This window comes from Actinoallomurus purpureus (assembly GCF_024055795.1).
GTDB classification, from domain to species: domain Bacteria; phylum Actinomycetota; class Actinomycetes; order Streptosporangiales; family Streptosporangiaceae; genus Actinoallomurus; species Actinoallomurus purpureus.
The window spans coordinates 91,223-110,926 of sequence record NZ_JAMXMY010000021.1 but is presented as its reverse complement, the minus strand read 5'-3'; the positions used below and the strand labels follow the sequence as shown (position 1 = coordinate 110,926).

Here is a 19,704-nt window from a genome sequence, read left to right as displayed (position 1 = left end):
CCATCAGTATCCGGTGCTTCGCGACTCAAGTCGTGCCAGGTCTCTTGCAGACTGAGGACTATGCGCGGGCAGTCATGGATCCCAACGAGCTGCTGGAGATCCAAGAGGCCCGTGTCGCGGGACGGATGGAACGCCAAGCGATCCTCACCCGTGAGAAGCCGCCGATGTCGATGTTCGTCCTCGACGAGTCCGTGCTTCGGCGATCGGTCGGGAGCGCCAAGGTGATGGTAGATCAGATCGATCACCTGATCGGCATGGCGCAGTCGCCCTGTGTTCAGGTGCGGATCATGCTCTTTGAACGGATCACTTCAGTCGCATTGGGCGGCGGGTTCATCCTGCTGAGCTTCCAGTCCGTCGCCAGCGGCCTTCTCGAAGACGGCCGTCTCCGCTTGGTAGTCAGCCCACGCCTGGGGGTCCGCTCTGGTCGCCGCAACCTGCCGGTTGAAGTCTTCGAAGAACTTTTTGTGCTCGTAGTCGCGAATCGCTTCGTCGATGACGGCGGACATAGGCCTGCCGGCCTCTCGCGCCAGCTCGGCGATGCGGTCACGCGTGTCTGTGCTGACTCTCACGGTCACCGTCCCCATGCTCGTAGTGTACGGATGTGTCGACGGACGCTGTAGACACTCGACGACACAGTGGTGATGCTATACAGAGGGTAAACGTGCGGCAACCGACAGTTGATATCGCTCAAGCGCTCGCTACTTCTGATCGCCGTCGCCGTCGCCGTCGGCCGTCTTGCGTGCACGGGGCGGCCCGTCCTGTATTTCATCGGGAGAAACGGATGTCCGCCGCAGTCGACAACACCGACCGCGTCGAGGAGGCAGAGGGCCGACGTCGAGCGCCTTCTGGGGGTCGGCACCTCGCGCCGTCCCCGAGATCCTGTCCGACCTCGGCCATGAGCAGAGCTAGGGAGCGGGGCGCCGGCGTTTTTCGTAGGTCCCGCTGACGTCCTTTACCGAGCATTCCGCCCGCCCAGCCGACAGAATCGCCGCCGAGACACGGCATTTGTCCCTCTGCGGCGGCCACGGGTCACGTCCCGTCGTGCTGTCGTGCTGTCGTGCTGTCGTGCCGTCGGCGGGACTTGACGAGCGGCGGGCCTGGGGACGCAGGGTGCCGTCGACCGATGAGCACATGGAGCCCGAGGCGTGGGCGGACTACCAGAACGCCATCCACGACCCGGCGACCGTGCACGCGGTGATGGAGGACTACCGCGCCGGGCTGGGCGTCGACCGGGCCCACGATGACGCCGATCGGGCCGGGGCCGCCGGGTCTCGTGCCCGACGCTGGTGCTGTGGGGGACGAAGGACGACATGGAGGAGCTGTACGGCGACCCGCTGGCCGTCTGGCGTCCGTGGACGACCGACCTGCGCGGCGGCGGCCTCGACTGCGGTCACCACATGGCGGAGGAGGCACCGGAAGAGCTCGCCGACCAGGTCGGCTCGTTCCTCGCCGAGGTCGTCCGCTGACCGGGCCGGCGGGGGCGATATCGTCCCATCGTGACGAGCCGACCGACCGCCGCCGATATGGAGGCCGCGCGGGATCGGACGATCCCGGACGTCGTGCCACCGCCGGGCGGGGTGCTGTTCTGCGGGATCAACCCAGGGCTCTACTCCGCCGCGACCGGATGGCACTTCGCGCGGCCGGGCAACCGGTTCTGGCCCGCGCTGCACCGCTCCGGCTTCACCGACCGGCTCCTGCACCCGAGCGAGCAGCACCTCCTGCCGTCGTTCGGCGCCGGGATCACGAACCTCGCCGCCCGCGCGACCGCCCAGGCGGCCGAGCTGACCGCCGAGGAACTGCGGGAAGGTGGTGCGCTGCTGGAGAAGTTCGTGGCGGAGCACCGCCCGCTGGTCGTCGCGGTGCTCGGCGTGACCGCGTTCCGTACGGCGTTCGGACGGCCGAAGGTCGCGATCGGCCCGCAGGAGGAGAGGTTCGCCGGTGCGGCGCTGTGGATCCTGCCGAACCCGTCGGGCCTCAACGCGCACTACACCCCGGCCGCCCTGGCGGAGGAGTTCCGGAGGGTGCGGGAGGCATGAGGGCGAGCGCTTCCATCGAGAGTTTCCGGTGCTCTGACAACGAAGAGCCTCGGCGATCACGCGCTGTGGAGGATCTCGCGGGCCCACCGCTCCCAGGGCCACCGGGGGATGGCGAGATGCGGCTACCAGGCGATGGCGGGTGGCAGGAGGGAGGTGGGTGCGGCGGGCCAGTCGGCCGGCTTGCCCAGCGGCGTGAGCTGGGCCATCTGCTCGCGGTACCAGGGAGAGGCGGACGGGTCGTCCACCAGGGCGACGCAGGTGTCCCAGTCCCGCCAGCCGGCCGCGGCGGTCTCGTCCGGGTGGGGGTGCACGTCGCCGACGGCGACGGCGCGGACCACCGGGCACAGTTCGTTCTCCACGATGCCGTCGGCGGCGGTCGCGCGGTAGCGGAACTCCGGGAGGATGAGCGTCATGCTCTCGATCTCCAGGCCGAGCTCCAGGCGGACCCGGCGGCGGACGGCGTCGCGCAGGCCCTCGCCGGGGGCGGGGTGGCCGCAGCAGCTGTTGGTCCACACCGACGGGAACGTTCGCTTCGCGTGCGCTCGTTGAGTGATCAGGATGCGCCCCGCCGAATCCGCGAGGTAACACGAGAACGCCAGATGCAGGGGCGTGGCGCGGTGGTGGCTCGACGCCTTCGGGGCTGTGCCGATGGCATGGCCGTCGGCGCCCAGCAGCACGATTCGTTCATCATCCATCACTGCCTTTATATCCGATCGCTACGCTGCGCCACGTGAACTCGGCACAGGGGCTCGGCGTCTCATGGTCGAGCGGCCACTAAAATCAGCATCCGCAGAAAAAATGAGGAGATGACCCGCGTGACCCTTCTTGAGTCGATCCGAGGGCCCGAGGACCTCAAGCGCCTGGCTCCGGAGCAGCTTCCGCAGCTCGCCGGCGAGATACGAGATTTCCTCGTCACCGCGGTGTCGACGTCGAAGAACGGCGGTCACCTCGGCCCCAACCTCGGAGTGGTCGAGCTCACCATCGCCCTGCACCGCGTCTTCGACTCGCCGCACGACCGCGTCCTGTTCGACACGGGCCACCAGGCGTACGTGCACAAGCTGCTGACCGGGCGGCAGGACTTCGGCACGCTGCGGCAGGCGGGCGGCCTGTCCGGCTATCCGAGCCAGGCCGAGTCCGAGCACGACGTGATCGAGAACTCCCATGCCTCCACCGCCCTGTCGTACGCCGACGGGCTGGCCAAGGCGTACCAGCTGCGCGGCGAGGGCGACCGGTTCGTGGTGGCCTTCATCGGCGACGGCGCGCTGACCGGCGGCATGGCCTGGGAGGCGCTGAACAACATCGCGGCCGGGCGGGACCGCAAGGTCGTGATCGTGGTCAACGACAACGGCCGGTCGTACTCCCCGACGATCGGCGGGCTGGCCAGCCACCTCGCGGACCTGCGGATGACGCGGGGGTACGAGCACGCCCTGGACCTCATCAAGCGCACCGTGCCCCGCACCCCGGTGGTGGGGCCGATGGCGTACGAGGCGCTGCACGGCATCAAGAAGGGGATCAAGGACATCCTGCAGCCGCAGGCCATGTTCGAGGATCTGGGCCTGAAGTACCTCGGGCCGATCGACGGCCACGACGAGGAGGCCGTGGAGCACGCGCTGCGCAAGGCCAAGGACTTCGGCGAGCCGGTGATCGTGCACTGCATGACCCGCAAGGGCTTCGGCTACGCGCCCGCCGAGAACGACGAGGAGGAGGCCTTCCACGCCCCCGGCCTTTTCGACGCGGCCACCGGGCGGAAGCTGGCCAAGAGCTCGCGTACCTGGACCAAGGTGTTCAGCGAGGAGCTGGTGGCCGTGGGCGCCGAGCGCCCCGACGTGGTGGCCATCACGGCGGCGATGCTGCACCCCACCGGCCTGGCCGCGTTCGCCGAGGCGTACCCGGACCGCACGTACGACGTCGGGATCGCCGAGCAGCACGCGGTGACGTCGGCGGCGGGCCTGGCCCTGGGCGGGATGCACCCGGTGGTCGCGGTGTACGCCACGTTCCTGAACCGCGCGTTCGACCAGCTGCTCATGGACGTCGCGCTGCACCGGCTGCCGGTCACCGTGGTCCTCGACCGGGCCGGCGTCACGGGCGACGACGGGCCGAGCCACAACGGCATGTGGGACATGTCGATCCTGCAGGTGGTGCCGGGGCTGCGGGTCGCCGCGCCCCGCGACGAGACCCGGCTGGCGGAGCTGCTGCGCGAGGCCGTCGACGTCGGCGACGGGCCGACGGCCGTCCGGTACCCGAAGGGACCGGTCGCCGAGGACGTCGCGGCGATCGACCGGGTCGGCGGGATGGACGTCCTCGTTCGGTCGGGCGAGCGTGACGTGCTGATCGTCGCGGCGGGCCCGATGGCGGGCGTGGCCGTCGAGGCGGCCCGGATCATCGACGCGCACGGGATCGGCGTCACGGTCGTGGACCCCCGCTGGGTCAGGCCGCTGGACCCGGAGCTGCCCAAGCTGGCGGCCGGTCACCGGCTCGTCGCGGTGGTCGAGGACAACAGCCGGGTCGGCGGCGTGGGCGACGCGGTGGCGCGGGCGCTGCGCGACGCCGACGTCGACGTGCCGGTCCGTACGTTCGGCATCCCGGACCGCTTCCTGGACCACGCCAAGCGCGCGCAGATCCTCACCGACATCGGGCTGACCCCGCAGGGGCTGGCCCGGGACATCACGGCGGCCACCGCCAGGGACGAAGTGCTCGAACCCACTGAGTCCTGAGATTTCAGAGCCCGTTATTTTTGTGAGCGCTGGGTAGAGGAGGCCCATACGTTGTAGGGGGAGTCGGATGAGTGTCTTCCGCACTAAATCGGTCGAGCAGTCCATTCAGGACACGGACGAGCCCGGTCACCGACTACGGCGGGAGCTCAGCGCACTCGATCTGACCGTCTTCGGCGTCGGCGTGATCATCGGCACGGGCATCTTCGTGCTCACCGGCGAGGTCGCCAAGGAGAAGGCCGGACCCGCGGTCGCGCTGTCCTTCGTCGCCGCGGGCATCGCCTGCGCGCTCGCCGCGCTGTGCTACGCGGAGTTCGCCTCCACCGTGCCGGTGGCGGGCTCCGCGTACACCTTCTCGTTCGCGACGCTCGGCGAGCTGCCCGCCTGGATCATCGGCTGGGACCTCGTCCTGGAGCTGGCCCTCGCGGCGGCGACCGTGGCGGTGGGCTGGTCCGGCTATGGCAGGACGCTGCTCGGCGACCTCGGCTGGGATCTGCCCTCGTCCGTCGCGGGTGAGCACGCGACCTTCAACATCCCGGCGGCGCTGATCGTGCTCATCGTGACCGGGATCCTGATCCTCGGCGTGAAGATCTCCTCCCGGGTGAACGCCGTCATCGTGTCGATCAAGCTCGTGGTGGTGCTGTTCGTGATCGTCGCCGGACTGTTCTTCATCAAGGGCGCGAACTACCACCCGTTCGTCCCGAAGGCCGTCTCCACGCCGGAGTTGCACGGCGCGAAGCAGCCGCTCGTCCAGGTCCTGTTCGGCTACCTCCCGTCCACGTACGGCTGGGCCGGCATCTTCGCGGGCGCCGCGATCGTCTTCTTCGCCTTCATCGGCTTCGACATCGTCGCCACCGCCGCCGAGGAGACCAAAAAGCCGCAGCGCGACCTGCCCGTCGGGATCATCGCCTCGCTCGCCATCTGCACCACGCTGTACGTCGCCGTCTCCCTCGTCGTCGTCGGAATGCAGAACTACCGGCAGCTGAGCATCGACGCCCCGCTGGCCGACGCGTTCGAGGCGGTCGGCCACTCCGGATACGCGACGCTCATCAGCATCGGCGCGCTCGCCGGGCTGACCACCGTCGTGCTGATCCTCCTGCTCGGCCAGAGCCGGGTGTTCTTCGCGATGAGCCGCGACGGGCTCCTGCCGCAGTGGCTGGCCGAGGTCCACCCGCGGTTCGGCACGCCCGCCCGGATGACGATCATCATCGGCGTCATCGTCGCGGTCATCGCCGGTCTCATCCCGCTGTCGGCCCTGGCCGACCTGGTCAACATCGGCACCCTCTTCGCGTTCGTGGTCGTCTCGATCGGCGTGGTGATCCTGCGCCGGACCCGGCCGGACCTGCCGCGGACGTTCCGCGTCCCGTGGTCGCCCGTGGTGCCGGTCCTCTCCGTCCTGGCCTGCGTGTACCTCATGCTGAACCTGCCGGCCGAGACGTGGATCCGGTTCGTGGTCTGGATGCTCATCGGCTTCGTCATCTACTTCACGTACGGCCACCGCCACAGCCGGGCGGGTAAATCGTCGGTCGAATCCCGGTGATGTGGCCCCGCCGATCCTGACGTCCCCGCGCCCTTTGTGCGCACAATGACGGTGTGGCGGACACACATCCCCTCCGCGTCGCGGTCATCGGGTCCGGGCCGGCGGGCATCTACGCCGCCGAGGCCCTGATGAAGCAGGCGGACGGGAACGTACTGGTCGACGTCTTCGACCGGCTGCCGACGCCGTACGGCCTCGTACGGTACGGCGTCGCCCCGGACCACACGTCGATCAAATCCATCGGCCGCTACCTCCAGCGGGTGCTGGAGCACCCCGGAGTGCGCTTCCTCGGTGGCGTGGAGTTCGGCGGCGACGTCACGCGGGACGACCTGCTCGCCTGCTACGACGCGGTGATCTACGCCACCGGTGCCATGGTCGACCGGCACCTCGGCGTGCCGGGGGAGGAGCTGCCCGGCAGCGTCGCCGCCACCGACTTCGTCAACTGGTACTGCGGCCACCCCGACGCCTCCGGGCTCGACGTCGACCTGTCCGCCGAGGAGGTCGCGGTGATCGGGGTCGGCAACGTCGCCGTGGACGTCGCCCGGATCCTCGCCAAGACCGCCGACGAGCTGCGCGCCACGGACGTGCCCGAGGCGGTGCTCGACCTGCTCGGCGGCAGCGGGGTGCGCCACATCCACATGATCGGCAGGCGGGGGCCCGCCCAGGCCAAGTTCACCACCAAGGAGCTGCGCGAGCTGGGCGCGCTGCCGCACACCGAGGTGCACGTCCTGCCCGCGGACATGGACCTCGACCCGGCGAGCGCCGCGCTCGCGGAGTCCGACCGGCACGTGCGCGGCAACGTCGCGGTGATGCGCGAGTGGACCGGGCGCCCGGTCGAGGGCCGCCCGCGCCGGCTGGACCTGCGGTTCTGGCTGCGGCCTGTGGAGATCCTCGGCACCGAGCGCGTCGAGGGCCTGCGCCTGGAGCACACGACGCTGAACGCCGAGGGCCGGGTCGTCGGCACCGGCGCGTACGTGACCCTGCCGGTCGGAATGGTGCTGCGTTCGGTCGGCTACCAGAGCGTGCCCCTGCCGGGCGTGCCGTTCGACCGGCGGGCCTCCGTCGTGCCGAACGACGCGGGGCGGGTGCTCGGCGAGGACGGCCGGCCGCGGCCGGGGGAGTACGTCGCCGGCTGGCTCAAGCGGGGTCCCACCGGGGTGATCGGCACCAACAAGGCCGACGCCGCCGAGACCGTACGCGCGCTGCTCGCCGACCTGGACGGCAGGGTCCGCGATCATCCGTCGATCGAGACGCTGCTGGAGGCGCGGAACGTCCGCGCGGTGACGTACGACGACTGGCTCGGTATCGACGCCGAGGAGATCACGCTGGCCCGTACGCTCGCCCGCGGCGAGCGGGTCAAGCTCGCCGACTGGGACGCCCTCCGCCGGGCCTGCCGCTCCCGCCCCTCCTGACTCCACCGCGCACCGGGACTCCGGGCCCTCCCCGCATGGGGACCGGGGCCCCAACCTGGTCCGCGAGGGGTTCGACTCTCCACGAAACCCCCGACACGCGCCGGGGCCGCCCGTAAGATCTGCGTCGGCTTCGGGGGGAGCGGCTGTACGGCCCTCGCCGTGTCCTGTACGCCCCCCGAAGGAGTCTGCCCATGCGCCATTCTCGTCGTCTCGCCGTCTGCGCGGCCGGGACCGCCGTCGCCGTCGGAGCGGTCGTCACCGGTATCGCGGTCACCGGCGGTTCGTCCCCGAATGCCGCCCGGGTCGGTAATGCGAGCACCGCCGGCGCACCGGGAGCCGCCGCGGACGCGACCGTCACCGGGCAGGCCGGCACCGCCGCCGCCGGCTACAAGTGGGGCAAGCCGCTCCGCACGGAGAACTTCTCCGGCAAGGCCGTCAACAAGAAGGACTGGGAGCTGTACGAGGACCCGGGTAAGAACAAGCCGGGCGGCGAGAAGACCAAGCGGCGCCCGCAGCAGGCCAAGGTCAAGAACGGCGTCCTCACGATCACCGGCCTGGCCAACGGCTGGTCCGAGGGCATCGCCTGGCACAAGGGCATCCGGAAGTACGGCCGCTGGGAGACCCGCGTCCGCTCGACCCGCGGCTGCGGCTGCTACCACCCCGTCCTGCTGCTGTGGGGGGAGAGCAAGCCCGCGGAGGTCGACTACATGGAGGTCATCAAGGCCCCCGCGCGCAACAACGCCAACTTCTTCCTGCACTACGGGAACAACCAGCAGCTGCAGTCGAACGTCAGGGTCGACCTGACCAAGTGGCACACCTTCGCGGTGGAGGTCACGTCCACGCAGGTGAACGGGTACCTCGACGGCAAGCGGTGGTTCCACAGCACCAAGAGCACCGCGATCCCGCGCGGGACGCTCGCGCCGACGATCCAGCTCGACTGGTTCCCCGGTGACAGCAAGGCCCACACCGGCGCCACCATGCAGGTCGACTGGATCAAGATGTACAAGGCCTGAGCAGAACCAAGGGCGCCCTGGCACGGTGTGCCGGGGCGCCCTTGTGCCGATCGGACCTCAGGAGTGGAAGCGCGCTCCGCCGACCTTCTCGGCGATGCCGGTGCGGTCGAGGTACGGCGTGATCCCGCCGAGATGGAACGGCCAGCCGGCACCGAGGATCAGGCACAGGTCGATGTCCTCGGGCGCCGCGACGACGCCCTCGTCCAGCATGATCCTGATCTCCTGGGCGAGCGCGTCGAGCGCCCGGGCCAGGACCTGTTCCTCGCTGGACGGCGACGTGCCGCCCTCGAACAGCGCGACCGCCTCGGGGTCGAGGGTGAAGTCGGGCCGGTAGACGCCGGGCTTGCCCGCCGCGACGAGCTTGGCCAGGCCCTCCGAGAGCGGGAACCGGTCGGGGAACGCCGCGTGCAGCGTCTCTCCGACGTGCAGCGCGATGGCCGGACCGACCAGGCCCATCAGCACGAACGGCGGCATCGGCAGGCCGAGCGGCCCGGTCGACCGTTCGACGGCCTCGATGGGTGTGCCCTCCTCCACCGCCTTGAGGATCTCCGCCTGCAGCCGGAGCAGGATGCGGTTGACCACGAACGCCGGCGCGTCCTTGACCAGCACGCACGACTTCTTCAGCGCCTTGCCGGTGGCGAACGCCGTGGCCAGCGAGGCGTCGTCGGTCCGCTCGCCCCGGACGATCTCCAGGAGGGGCAGCACCGCGACCGGGTTGAAGAAGTGGAAGCCGACGACCCGCTCGGGGTGCTTCAGCTTCGCCGCCATCTCGGTCACCGACAGCGACGAGGTGTTGGTGGCCAGCACGCACTCGGGGGAGACGACCGCCTCGACCTCGGCGAAGACCTTCTGCTTGACGCCCATCTCCTCGAAGACGGCCTCGATCACGAAGTCGGCGTCGGCGAAGGCGTCCTTGGTCAGCGAGCCCGAGACCAGGCCCTTGAGCCGCGACGCCTCGTCAGCCGAGACGCGGCCCTTGCCGAGCAGCTTGTCGATCTCACCGTGGACGTGGCCCACGCCCTTGTCGAGGCGCTCCTGGTCGAGGTCGGTCAGGACGACCGGGACGTTCAGCCGCCGCGCGAACAGCAGGGCGAGCTGTGCGGCCATCAGCCCGGCGCCGACCACGCCGACCTTCGTCACCGGCCGTGCGAGGGCCTTGTCGGGCGCGCCGGCGGGCCGCTTGGCGCGCTTCTGCACCAGGTCGAAGGAGTACAGGCCGGCCTGCAGCTCCGGGCTCATGATCAGGTCGGCGAGGGCGTCGTCCTCGGCGGCGAAGCCCTCGTCGCGGGTGCGGTCCTTGGCCGCCGCCACGAGGTCCAGCGCCCGCAGCGGCGCCGGGGCGGCGCCGTGCAGCTTGCCCTCGGCGAACCACCGGGCCTGCGCGACGGCGTCGTCCCAGGCCTTGCCGGTGTCGACCTCGGCGCGCTCGACCGTCACCTCGCCGGTCAGCACGCGGGCGGCCCAGCGCAGCGACTCTTCCAGGAAGTCCGCCGGCTCGAACATCGCGTCCGCGATGCCCAGCTCGAACGCCTGCGGCCCGCGCAGCATCTTGTTCTGGTTGAGGGGGTTCTCGATGATGACCTTGAGGGCCTTCTCCGCGCCGATCAGGCGGGGCAGCAGGTATGTCCCGCCCCAGCCGGGCACCAGGCCCAGGAAGCACTCGGGAAGGGCCAGCGCGGGCACGCCGGAGGAGATCGTCCGGTACGCGCAGTGCAGCGCCACCTCGACGCCGCCCCCCATCGCGGCGCCGTTGACGAACCCGAACGACGGCACCGGCAGCTCGCCGAGCCGCCGGAACACGTCGTGTCCCAGCCGCGCGACGAGCGCGGCCTGCTCGGAGCCGGCCAGCGCCGACACGCCCTTCAGGTCCGCGCCGACCGCGAAGATGAACGGCTTGCCGGTGACGCCGACCGCCGCGACGTCGTCGCGCGCCGCCACCTGGTCGAGGGCGTCGTTCAGCTCCAGCAGGCCGCGCGGGCCGAAGGTGTTCGGCTTGGTGTGGTCGAAGCCGTTGTTGAGCGTGATCAGCGCCATGGTGCCCGCGCCGTACGGCAGCTCGACGTCGCGTACGTGCGCGTGCGTCACGACCTCGTCGTGGCTCGGGCCGTCGCCGTCCAGCAGCGAACGCCAGGTCTCGACAGTGCTCACTTGCCCCCCTCGAAGCTCGGGTTCTCCCACAGGACCGTCCCGCCCATGCCCATGCCGACGCACATGGTCGTCAGGCCGAAGCGGACGTCGGGCCGCTCGGCGAACTGGCGGGCCAGCTGCATCATCAGCCGGACGCCGGACGAGGCGAGGGGGTGGCCCAGCGCGATGGCGCCGCCCCAGGGGTTCACCCGCGCGTCGTCATCGGCGATCTTGAAGTGGTCGAGGAAGGCGATCACCTGCACGGCGAACGCCTCGTTGATCTCGATCAGGCCGATGCCGTCCATCGTCAGGGAGTTGCGGGCCAGGAGCTTCTCGGTGGCCGGCACCGGGCCGACGCCCATGACCTCCGGCTCGACGCCCGCGAAGGCGTAGTCGACCAGCCGCATCCGGACCGGCAGGCCCAACTCGGCGGCGACGTCCTCGGCCGCGACGATGCAGCCGGTGGCGCCGTCGTTGAGGCCCGCGGCGTTGCCCGCGGTCACGTGGCCGTGCGGCCGGAACGGCGTTTTCAGGCCGGCCAGCCCCTCCAGGGTCGTCTCGGGGCGCGGCGGCTCGTCACGGGTCGCCAGGCCGTAGCCCTTCTCCTGCGAGCGGATCGCCATCGGCACGAGGTCGGGCTGGATCCTGCCGGCCTCGTAGGCGGCGGCGACCTTCTGCTGGCTGCGCAGGGCGTACGCGTCGGCGCGCTCGCGGGTGATGTGCGGGAACCGGTCGTGCAGGTTCTCCGCGGTCGACCCCATGACCAGGGCCGAGGGGTCGACGAGCTTCTCGGCGAGGAACCGCGGGTTCGGGTCGACGCCCTCGCCCATCGGGTGGCGGCCCATGTGCTCGACGCCACCGGCGATGGCGACGTCGTACGCGCCGAACGCGATGCCGCCGGCCACGGTCGTGACGGCGGTCATCGCGCCGGCGCACATCCGGTCGATGGCGTATCCGGGGACGCTCTTGGGCAGCCCGGCGAGCACGGCGGCCGAGCGGCCGATGGTGAGGCCCTGGTCGCCGGTCTGGGTGGTCGCGGCGATCGCGACCTCGTCGACGCGGTCGGCAGGTAGGGAGGGGTTGCGCCTCCGCAACTCGCGGATCACCCTGACGATGAGATCATCGGCGCGGGTCTCGGCGTAGAGCCCCTTGGGGCCCGCCTTGCCGAACGGCGTGCGAACGCCGTCGACGAAGACCACGTCACGTGCGGTACGGGGCACGGTCGGTTCTCCTTCTGACAGAGCCTGCGGAGCACTCCTGGGTACTCCTACCCTTAGGTTACTCGTCAGTAACGACTGGCGGGTAACCCGGGGTCGCCCCGGCCTTGGGAAGGTCAGAACGAGACCGGTCCCTCCCAGTCGATGTGGTGCTCGAACAGCCAGGCCATCTTCGCCATCGCCTTGGGGCCGCCGGCGTTCCGGAGGATGAGCGGGAGGGCCACGTCCCGGAGGACGCGGCCGGTCAGACCCTGCTTCTTGGTGTTGTTCATCCCGGATCCCCAGGCCACCACCCGCTCCACGCGCTCGCGTCGCAGTGCCTCATAGGCCGCCAGCGCGCGGGGGACGTCCGGGACGTCGCGCAGGCACCGGGCGAGCGTGACGGCGTCCTCGGCCGCCAGGGAGGCGCCCTGTCCCGAGGCGGGGGAGACGGCGTGGGCGGCGTCGCCGATGACGACCATCCGGTCGCCGTGCCACGTGGGCACGTTCGGCAGGTCGTACTGGTTGGTCAGCGGGAAGTCCCCGGACGTGGCGCGGACGATGCGCGCCCCCGGCGTCCGGTCCGCCGACAGGAGGCCGACGAGCTCCTCGCGGAGGCGTTCGGTCGTCAGATCGCGCAGCTCCTCGCGCGACCGCTCGGTCGCCCGGGGCGGATTGGCGAACCACCAGATCTCGCCGTCGGGGCTCACGGTGTAGCCGAAGAAGCAGTTCCTTCCCCAGATCATCATGTAGTCGCCCGGGTCGGCGTCGATGCCGGCGTCGATGCCGGCGCCGCGGGTGAAGGCGCCGGTGTTGCCCAGGCCGGTGTAGCGGGGGGCCGGGTTGGCCGGATCGATGATGGAGCGGGTGGCCGAGTGCACGCCGTCGGCGCCGACCAGGAGGTCCCCCTCGGCGGTGCCGCCGTCGGCGAAGTGCGCCACCACGCGCCCGCCGACCGTCTCGGCCCCGACCAGGCGCTTGCCGTGCTCGATCGGCACTCCCCGGCGTGCGGCCTCCTCGTACAGGCCGTCGTACAGATCTGCGCGCCGGATGGTGTGGGTGACCGTGCCGTCGGCCAGGGCGGGTCCGATGGGCATCGCGCCGAGCCGCTTGCCCGTGCCGCTGAGGAAGCACATGTGGCTGGACGGGAATCCGGCCGAGGTGACGACCTTGTCGGCGTCGACCGCCCGGAGCGCGTCCAGGCCGTTCACCGCCACGGTCAGGTAGACGCCGTGCGCCAGGCCGGAGCTGTGCTCGTAGGCCTCGTAGATCACCGGGTCCAGGCCCGCCTTCTTCGCGGCGATTCCGGCCACCGCGCCCGCCACGCCACCGCCCACGATCAGTACACGCATCACGAGACCCCCGTCCGTTCGAGACCATTATCTCTCTTTGAGAGCATCTTGATCCTAGAGCATCTCTCGCGTCAAGAGATATCTTCGCCCGGATGCGCGAAAGCCCCCGGCCGGACGGCCGGGGGCGTGCAGGAGAGGGGGCCGAGTCAGAGAAGCGCGACCATCGACGGAGGGCGGTCAGCCGCGGGCGGGCGCCGGCTGCCGCTGCGGCTTGGGAGCGGCCGGCTTGGCCGGGCGCAGGAAGAGGATCATGACCGGCACGAGGTAGAGCACCCACATGACCGCCTGGACCGTGGTCACCTGAGGTGTCAGGTTGAAGACGCCCTGAAGCGCGGTCTGCAGCCACTGACCAGGGGTGCCCATGCCCTGGAACCAGGAGTGCGGCTGGAACGCGTACGACTTCAGCCCGGGCAGGATTCCCGCCTCCTGCAGGTCGTGGAAGCCGTAACCGAAGACGCCGGCGGCCACGACGATGAGCGCGACGCCGGTGATCGTGAAGAAGCGCTTCAGGTTGAGCTTCAGTCCGCCGCGGTAGAGGAGATAGCCCAGCAGGGCGGCGGTGATCAGGCCGAGCACCGCGCCGATGATCGGCTCGGTGCTGCTCTGGGCGGCGTTGATGTTGGTCCACAGGAAGAGGGCCGTCTCCAGGCCCTCCCGGCCGACCGCCAGCAGCGCCACGGCGAACAGCGCGCCGGTGCCCAGGGACAGCGCCCCCTCGATCTTGCCCTCGAGCTCGGCCTTCATGAACCGTGCGGCCCGGCGCATCCAGAAGACCATCCACGTCACCAGGCCGACCGCGACGATCGACAGTGTTCCGCCGAAGGTCTCCTGGGTCTTGAACTGCATCTCGCCCGAGGCGACGCTCAGCAGGACGCAGAACGTCACGCTGATTCCGATCGCCGTGCCGATGCCGGCCCAGACCGGAGTGAGCGCCCGCCGGTTGCCCGACTTCACCAGGTACGCGATAAGGATGCTGACTACCAGCGATGCTTCCAGCCCTTCGCGCAGGCCGATGAGGAAGTTGCCGAGCAACAAGGGGACGCGCTCCTTCGAACGAACGGGGGTGTTAGGGCAACCTAACCTAACCTAACCTAACCCGAGTGTGGGGGAGGGAGGCTGGGAACGCAAGACCGGAATGTCACTCAAAGCCCGTTTACCGTGTCGGATGAGTCACGTTTCCGGTACCGGCTCCTCTGTTTCGATCCGATCACGTACGTCCGTCGGAAGCGCGGTAAGGGCATACCGTTTGACACGTGGAGTTTCGGGACGTGATGACTCGCCGTCGGATGCTCGCCCTCGGTGCCGCGAGCGCCGCCCTCCTCCTCGCCGGAGACAGGGTGAAGGGGGCGTCGGCCGGGGCCCCGCACCCTCTCGCGCGGGGCCGTGCCGTCATCCCGACCCAGAACACCTCCCCGTCGCCCACACCCACCCCTACGCCCGCTCCTCCGTCGCCGACGCCACTGCCGCGCCGCAAGGAGGCCGTCCACAGGGTCCACGACGTCCTTCCGGACGCGCCGCCCAACGCGATCTCGCTGACCATCGACGACGGGCCGCAGCCGGAGTGGACGCCGAAGATGCTCGACCTGCTGGCCGAGCACGACGTGAAGGCGACGTTCTCGCTCATCGGGATCCAGGTGAAGCAGTACCCCAAGCTGGCGCAGCGGATCGTCGCGGAGGGCCACCAGCTCTGCAACCACACGATGAACCACCCGCTGGGAATCGCCTCGATGTCGTCCCGGCAGGTCGACAGGGAGATCACCGAGGCGCACGACCGCATCTGCGACGCCACCGGGGTCGTGCCGAAGTTCTTCCGCTCGCCCGGCGGGGCGTGGTCGCGCGCGGTGTTCGGCTCGGCGGCCCGGCACGGCATGCTGCCGATCGACTGGGACATCGACCCGCGTGACTGGTCCCGGCCGGGCACCCGCCACATCAAGAAAAGCATGCTGGCCGCCAAAGGCGGGGACATCCTCCTGTGCCATGACGGCGGAGGCGACCGCTCCGAGACCATCAAGGCCCTGGGACAGGTCCTCCCGAAGCTCAAGGCCCGCGGGCTGTCGTTCGTCCTGCTCTGACCGGCGCCGAACGGTTCCGCCGGACGCGCCGTCGCCGCGCGGACGGCACAGGCCGGGCATGTCGGACGGGCATGTCGGACGGGCATGGCGGCCGGCTCCGACCCCCAGGGGAACTCAGGCCGCCGTGCGCCGCTCGTCCGGGTCGGCGGGCGCGTCTATCGAAGAACGCGGGCGTACCAGACGTAAGGCGGCGCGAGAACGTCGACGGAGAACCCGAGCCGCTCCAGGAGCCGCCGGGACGGGACGTTGCCCTCGTGGACCTCGGCGATCACCCGCCGGTAGGCCGCCGGCCCTCCGAGCCATTCGAGGAGCCCGCGGATCGCCTCCGTGCCGTACCCCCGCGACCGCCAGGGACCACCGAGTCCATAGCCGATCTCGACCGCCCCGTCGGCACCCGGCCCGTACTTGATCCCGCATTCCCCGATCACCGAGCCCTGATGCTCGACCAGCCAGGTGAGGGCCTCGGGGTCGGCGGCCGCCCGGTGGGCGAACATCGCGGTCTCGTCCGTCGGCCACCCATTGGCGAGGACCATTCCGGAGAAGTCGCCCCGGGCGAGGGCGTCTGCGGGGCCGCGCTCCAGCCGCCGCAGGACGAGACGGCGGGTGACGATCTGATCGGAGTTCAAGGCCCGCCGATCAGACCTCGCGCTTGGCGGCCAGCCGGCACAGCGCCTTGGCGATGGGCGTGGCCGTCAGTTCGACCTGCCAGGACCGCGCGCCGAGGGCGGTGATCACGACACCGATCGACTCGGGCGTCACCTGCTCCGGCGGGTCCCAGGCGAGCCGCCGGACGGTGTCGGGCTGAAGGAGGTTCTCCGTGGGCAGGGTGTGCTCGTCGGCGAGGGCGGCGACCACGGCCCGCAGGGCGCTGAGTCGTTCGGCGGCCGCCGGGTCGCGTTCGGCCCAGCGGTGGGCCGGCGGAGGCCCGTCCCCGGGGACGCTGTGCTCAGGCAGGGAGGTGTCCGGGAGGGTGCGGCCCCGCTGCACGGCCCGGAACCAGGCCGGAGCGTGCCGTCGGGTGTTGCGCCCGCGGAACGTCGACAGCGCGGCCAGGTCGTCCGGAGTGCGGGGGAGCTCGAGCGCCGCCTCGACGATCGCGGCGTCCGGCAGAACGCGGCCGGGCGACAGGTCGCGGTCACGGGCGATCCGGTCGCGGGCGGTCCACAGCTCGCGGACGACGGCGAGACTGCGGCGGCTGCGCAGGCGGTGGATGCCGGAGGTGCGGCGCCAGGGGTCCTGGCGGGGCTCCTTCGGGGGCGTGGCGAGGATCGCGGCGAACTCCTCGTCCGCCCACCCGAGCTTGCCCGCCTCCTCGAGCTCGCGGTGCAGCGCGTCGCGCAGCTCCACCAGGAGCTCGACGTCGAGCGCGGCGTAGCGGAGCCAGTCGGCGGGCAGCGGCCGGCTGGACCAGTCGGCCGCGGAATGGCCCTTCTCCAGCGTGAAGCCGAGAACGGTCTCGACCATGGTGCCCAGGCCGACGCGGGGGTAGCCGAGCAGCCGGCCGGCCAGCTCGGTGTCGAACAGGCGTCGCGGCACCAGCCCGAGCTCGGCCAGGCACGGCAGGTCCTGGCTGGCGGCGTGCAGCACCATCTCGGTGTCGGCCAGGGCGGCGTCCAGCGCGGACAGGTCGGAGCACGGCACCGGGTCGATCAGGAACGTGCCGGCGCCCCGGCGGCGCAGCTGCACCAGGTAGGCCCGCTGGCCATAGCGGTAACCGGACGCGCGCTCGGCGTCCACCGCCACGGGGCCCTCCCCGGCGGCCAGGCGTTCGACGGCGTCCTGGAGCGCCGCCGGCGTCTCGAGGACCGGAGGGATGCCCTCCCGTGGTTCGAGGAGGGGTACGACTTCTGCTTCCGACACTTCCACGCGCCTACCGTATGTGTTCAAGCTCCTGGACTCGGCAGTGAGGTCACTCCCGCGGGCGGCAAGCCGGCCGCCTGACATAGAACATCGCACCATGCAGTGATATGCCCAGCAATATCATCACTTGTCGGTGACCATGAGGCGCGAAGCTCCAGCTCGGTCGTCGCCGGATCGGCGTCCTTGTCGCCGAAGCTCTCCGACACCGCGCGGGTGATCGTGCCCGACGCGGCCTTGTAACCCGCCCGGTGCCCGTCCAGCGCCTCGGTCAGCCAGCTCCATCCGACCGGGCCGATCAGCGGGTCCGCCGCGATCTCCGGCTCCAGCTCGGCCCGTACGTAGGCGACCAGCCGGAAGTCCCCCTCCCATCCGCGCTGCCCGTCGGGGTCGTACAGGACGATCAGGCGGCCGACGGCGAGCTCCGTGTCGTCCTCCCGGTACACCGTCGCCATGATCGCCGCGGCGTACGGCGCCAGCCGTTGCGGGGCGGGCATGTCCTCGATCAGGAGCTCCGGCCGCGCGGGCTCGGCGTCGACCACGGCGCGCAACGTCTCGAGCGCACGTTGGAACGGTCCGGGCGCGGGGTCGCTCGGGGCGGTCATCGGACGTACGGCCGATTCACCGGGCACGCCTCGGAAGGAATTGACGGAAGCATATGCACAGAGAGCCTCAGGCTGCCTCGGACCGGACGGTGACAGGGGTCTCGGGCGCGTCGCCGATCACGATCGCCATGCCGCATTCCACGCACGCCCACTCGGGGCAGTCCGCGCCGTGGCCGTCCGCGCACGGCGGCTGCTCGAAGCGGCGTTCGCCGCCACAGGCGGAACAATGACGTGTGAGGGCCATCTCGGTGACCTCCCTCGATTCGGCAAGGGGAGCGTTCACACGTTCGCATGCGCCCCGGCGCCATCGCGGGACATCGCTCGGCGTGTCCCGAAGATTCTCATAACGGACGTAGGGCCCGGCCCCCGCGCGGTCTGTGTCGCCAGACCGCGTCGGGACCTCATGGTACGGGACCGGAGACCCGCTCCGGGACCGTTCCAACGGGGCGGGGCGCGGCTCTGCGGGGTGGTGCGTGGCGTCGCGTGGTTTCGTGGGACGATCCAGAGCGTGCCTCAAGCCCAGAACGCTTCGCGGGAAGCCAGACAGGAGAGCACTGTCATGCCGCAAGACAGCGTGCCGCCGACGGCCGAGCCGGAGCCGCGCGAGGAGAGCGCCTTCCTGCTCGCCTGCCGCCGCCGGCCGGTGCCGCACACCCCGGTGTGGTTCATGCGCCAGGCGGGCCGCTCGCTGCCGGAGTACCGCGAGGCGCGGGCGGGCATCCCGATGCTCGAGGCGTGCGCCCGGCCCGACCTCATCGTCGAGATCACGATGCAGCCCGTGCGCCGCTACGCGGTCGACGCGGCGATCTTCTTCAGCGACATCGTCGTGCCGCTCAAGGCGATCGGGATCGACCTCGACATCAAGCCCGGAGTGGGCCCGGTCATCGCCGACCCGATCCGCGACGCCGCCGACGTCGACCGGCTGCGTCCGCTGGAGCCCGGCGACGTTCCCTTCGTGACCGAGGCCGTCGGCGCGCTCACAGGCGAGCTCGGCGGCACGCCGCTGATCGGGTTCGCCGGTGGCCCGTTCACGCTCGCGTCGTACCTCATCGAGGGCGGCCCGTCCAAGACCCACGACAAGACCAAGGCGATGATGTACGGCGAGCCCGAGCTGTGGGCCCGGCTGCTCGACCGGCTGGCCGACATCGCCGCGACCTACCTGAAGATCCAGGTCGAGGCGGGCGCGCGCGCCATCCAGCTGTTCGACTCGTGGGTGGGTGGCGTCGGCCCGGAGGACTATCAGACGTCGGTGCTGCCGCACAGCCGCAAGATCTTCACCGCGCTGGAGCCGTACGACGTGCCGCGCATCCACTTCGGCGTCGGGACCGGCGAGCTCCTCGGACTCATGGGCGAGGCCGGTGCCGACGTCGTCGGCGTCGACTGGCGCGTGCCGCTCGACGAGGCGGCCCTGCGCGTCGGGCCCGGCAAGGCGCTGCAGGGCAACCTCGACCCGGCGATCCTGTTCGCCCCTTGGGACGTCGTCGCCGCGCGCACCCGCGACGTACTCGCTCGCGGCCGTACCGCCGAAGGGCACGTCTTCAACCTCGGCCACGGCGTGCTGCCCACCACCGATCCCGACAACCTGGCCCGTCTCACCGAACTCGTGCACGAGGAGTCCTCGGCCCGCTGACCTCCGGCCCGGGGCCAGACCGACCCTGGGCGCTCGGTCCCGGCCCTCGCGGGCGCCGGCGCCGCCACAGGCCGTAGGCAGGCCGATCAGCGCGGCGACGCCCAGCCCTCATGTAAGAGGGATGTTGTGACCCACGTAACCGTTCGCCGCGCGTCG

18 protein-coding genes and 1 pseudogene are annotated in these 19,704 nt (G+C 70.9%); 9 read left to right on the top strand and 10 right to left on the bottom strand.

The window, feature by feature from the left end:
* Positions 1-2: 2 nt before the first annotated feature.
* Positions 3-341 (top strand): annotated as a pseudogene (locus NE236_RS45290) (DUF5753 domain-containing protein); the annotation flags it as partial.
* On the opposite strand, the gene NE236_RS45285 reads toward NE236_RS45290, so the two are convergent.
* Positions 309-584 carry a ribbon-helix-helix protein, CopG family gene (locus NE236_RS45285; RefSeq protein WP_372494466.1) on the bottom strand — a complete coding sequence of 92 codons (276 nt, stop codon included), beginning with the start codon at positions 582-584 and terminating at the stop codon, positions 309-311. The pseudogene NE236_RS45290 and the gene NE236_RS45285 sit on opposite strands and share 33 nt — an antisense overlap.
* Before the next feature lie 726 nt (positions 585-1,310).
* Between NE236_RS45285 and NE236_RS32370 the strand changes: the two genes are divergently transcribed.
* Both NE236_RS32370 and mug read left to right on the top strand, forming a co-directional pair.
* The gene (locus NE236_RS32370) at positions 1,311-1,466 is read left to right on the top strand and encodes a hypothetical protein (protein ID WP_252846011.1); all 156 of its coding nucleotides are present in this window, start codon (positions 1,311-1,313) and stop codon (positions 1,464-1,466) included.
* A 57-nt stretch (positions 1,467-1,523) separates the two neighbouring features.
* The gene (gene mug, locus NE236_RS32365; protein WP_252846092.1) at positions 1,524-2,036 is read left to right on the top strand and encodes a G/U mismatch-specific DNA glycosylase; all 513 of its coding nucleotides are present in this window, start codon (positions 1,524-1,526) and stop codon (positions 2,034-2,036) included.
* A gap of 122 nt (positions 2,037-2,158) precedes the next feature.
* Here mug and idi read toward each other — a convergent pair whose 3' ends face one another.
* Positions 2,159-2,731, bottom strand: coding sequence for an isopentenyl-diphosphate Delta-isomerase (idi, locus tag NE236_RS32360; protein WP_252846010.1), 573 nt, complete (start codon positions 2,729-2,731; stop codon positions 2,159-2,161).
* A 120-nt stretch (positions 2,732-2,851) separates the two neighbouring features.
* Here idi and dxs point away from each other — a divergent pair, with 120 nt between their 5' ends.
* From dxs to NE236_RS32340, 4 genes are all read left to right on the top strand, one after another.
* Complete coding sequence (gene dxs / locus NE236_RS32355; RefSeq protein WP_252846009.1) at positions 2,852-4,750, top strand: 1-deoxy-D-xylulose-5-phosphate synthase; 1,899 nt, start codon at positions 2,852-2,854, stop codon at positions 4,748-4,750.
* 67 nt (positions 4,751-4,817) lie between these two features.
* Positions 4,818-6,287 carry an amino acid permease gene (locus NE236_RS32350; protein ID WP_252846008.1) on the top strand — a complete coding sequence of 490 codons (1,470 nt, stop codon included), beginning with the start codon at positions 4,818-4,820 and terminating at the stop codon, positions 6,285-6,287.
* A gap of 53 nt (positions 6,288-6,340) precedes the next feature.
* Entirely contained in the window at positions 6,341-7,696 is a 1,356-nt protein-coding gene (locus NE236_RS32345; RefSeq protein ID WP_308209180.1) for an FAD-dependent oxidoreductase, read from the top strand.
* Positions 7,697-7,887: 191 nt separating this feature from the next.
* Positions 7,888-8,709, top strand: a complete 822-nt coding sequence (locus tag NE236_RS32340; RefSeq protein ID WP_252846007.1) for a glycoside hydrolase family 16 protein — start codon at positions 7,888-7,890, stop codon at positions 8,707-8,709.
* A gap of 57 nt (positions 8,710-8,766) precedes the next feature.
* On the opposite strand, the gene NE236_RS32335 is transcribed toward NE236_RS32340, so the two are convergent.
* From NE236_RS32335 to efeU, 4 genes are all read right to left on the bottom strand, one after another.
* Positions 8,767-10,857 carry a 3-hydroxyacyl-CoA dehydrogenase NAD-binding domain-containing protein gene (locus tag NE236_RS32335; RefSeq protein ID WP_252846006.1) on the bottom strand — a complete coding sequence of 697 codons (2,091 nt, stop codon included), beginning with the start codon at positions 10,855-10,857 and terminating at the stop codon, positions 8,767-8,769.
* Positions 10,854-12,056 carry a thiolase family protein gene (locus tag NE236_RS32330; protein WP_252846005.1) on the bottom strand — a complete coding sequence of 401 codons (1,203 nt, stop codon included), beginning with the start codon at positions 12,054-12,056 and terminating at the stop codon, positions 10,854-10,856. Before NE236_RS32330 ends, NE236_RS32335 begins: the two co-directional genes overlap by 4 nt.
* 113 nt (positions 12,057-12,169) lie before the next feature.
* Entirely contained in the window at positions 12,170-13,384 is a 1,215-nt protein-coding gene (locus NE236_RS32325) for an FAD-dependent monooxygenase (protein ID WP_252846090.1), read from the bottom strand.
* 177 nt (positions 13,385-13,561) lie between these two features.
* Positions 13,562-14,419 (bottom strand): iron uptake transporter permease EfeU, encoded by an 858-nt coding sequence (gene efeU, locus NE236_RS32320; protein WP_252846004.1) that lies wholly within the window; start codon positions 14,417-14,419, stop codon positions 13,562-13,564.
* 218 nt (positions 14,420-14,637) lie between these two features.
* On the opposite strand from efeU, the gene NE236_RS32315 reads away from it, so the two are divergent.
* On the top strand, positions 14,638-15,456 hold the full coding sequence (locus tag NE236_RS32315; protein WP_252846003.1) for a polysaccharide deacetylase family protein: 819 nt from the start codon (positions 14,638-14,640) through the stop codon (positions 15,454-15,456).
* Positions 15,457-15,611: 155 nt separating this feature from the next.
* On the opposite strand, the gene NE236_RS32310 is transcribed toward NE236_RS32315, so the two are convergent.
* The 4 genes from NE236_RS32310 to NE236_RS32295 all read right to left on the bottom strand — a co-directional run bounded on the left by NE236_RS32310 (position 15,612) and on the right by NE236_RS32295 (position 18,162).
* Complete coding sequence (locus NE236_RS32310; protein ID WP_252846002.1) at positions 15,612-16,082, bottom strand: GNAT family N-acetyltransferase; 471 nt, start codon at positions 16,080-16,082, stop codon at positions 15,612-15,614.
* A 10-nt stretch (positions 16,083-16,092) separates the two neighbouring features.
* A complete protein-coding gene (locus tag NE236_RS32305; protein WP_252846089.1) occupies positions 16,093-17,316 on the bottom strand; it encodes an HRDC domain-containing protein in 1,224 nt (407 codons plus the stop codon).
* Positions 17,317-17,339: 23 nt separating this feature from the next.
* On the bottom strand, positions 17,340-17,918 hold the full coding sequence (locus tag NE236_RS32300; protein ID WP_252846001.1) for a DUF3000 domain-containing protein: 579 nt from the start codon (positions 17,916-17,918) through the stop codon (positions 17,340-17,342).
* Between the two features lie 67 nt (positions 17,919-17,985).
* On the bottom strand, positions 17,986-18,162 hold the full coding sequence (locus tag NE236_RS32295) for a hypothetical protein (protein WP_252846000.1): 177 nt from the start codon (positions 18,160-18,162) through the stop codon (positions 17,986-17,988).
* A 315-nt stretch (positions 18,163-18,477) separates the two neighbouring features.
* Between NE236_RS32295 and hemE the strand changes: the two genes are divergently transcribed.
* Positions 18,478-19,548: a uroporphyrinogen decarboxylase gene (gene hemE, locus NE236_RS32290; protein ID WP_252845999.1), complete on the top strand. Its 1,071-nt coding sequence runs from the start codon at positions 18,478-18,480 to the stop codon at positions 19,546-19,548.
* The last annotated feature ends 156 nt before the right edge of the window (positions 19,549-19,704 follow it).

Bases quoted from the DNA above. Each gene is read 5' to 3' on its own strand.
- mug (WP_252846092.1), top strand. From the start codon at position 1,524: ATGGAGGCCGCGCGGGATCGGACGATCCCGGACGTCGTGCCACCGCCG.
- NE236_RS32325 (WP_252846090.1), bottom strand. From the start codon at position 13,384: ATGCGTGTACTGATCGTGGGCGGTGGCGTGGCGGGCGCGGTGGCCGGA.
- NE236_RS45285 (WP_372494466.1), bottom strand. From the start codon at position 584: ATGGGGACGGTGACCGTGAGAGTCAGCACAGACACGCGTGACCGCATC.
- idi (WP_252846010.1), bottom strand. From the start codon at position 2,731: ATGGATGATGAACGAATCGTGCTGCTGGGCGCCGACGGCCATGCCATC.
- NE236_RS32300 (WP_252846001.1), bottom strand. From the start codon at position 17,918: ATGACCGCCCCGAGCGACCCCGCGCCCGGACCGTTCCAACGTGCGCTC.
- NE236_RS32350 (WP_252846008.1), top strand. From the start codon at position 4,818: ATGAGTGTCTTCCGCACTAAATCGGTCGAGCAGTCCATTCAGGACACG.
- NE236_RS32340 (WP_252846007.1), top strand. From the start codon at position 7,888: ATGCGCCATTCTCGTCGTCTCGCCGTCTGCGCGGCCGGGACCGCCGTC.
- NE236_RS32295 (WP_252846000.1), bottom strand. From the start codon at position 18,162: ATGGCCCTCACACGTCATTGTTCCGCCTGTGGCGGCGAACGCCGCTTC.
- NE236_RS32370 (WP_252846011.1), top strand. From the start codon at position 1,311: ATGGAGGAGCTGTACGGCGACCCGCTGGCCGTCTGGCGTCCGTGGACG.
- hemE (WP_252845999.1), top strand. From the start codon at position 18,478: ATGCCGCAAGACAGCGTGCCGCCGACGGCCGAGCCGGAGCCGCGCGAG.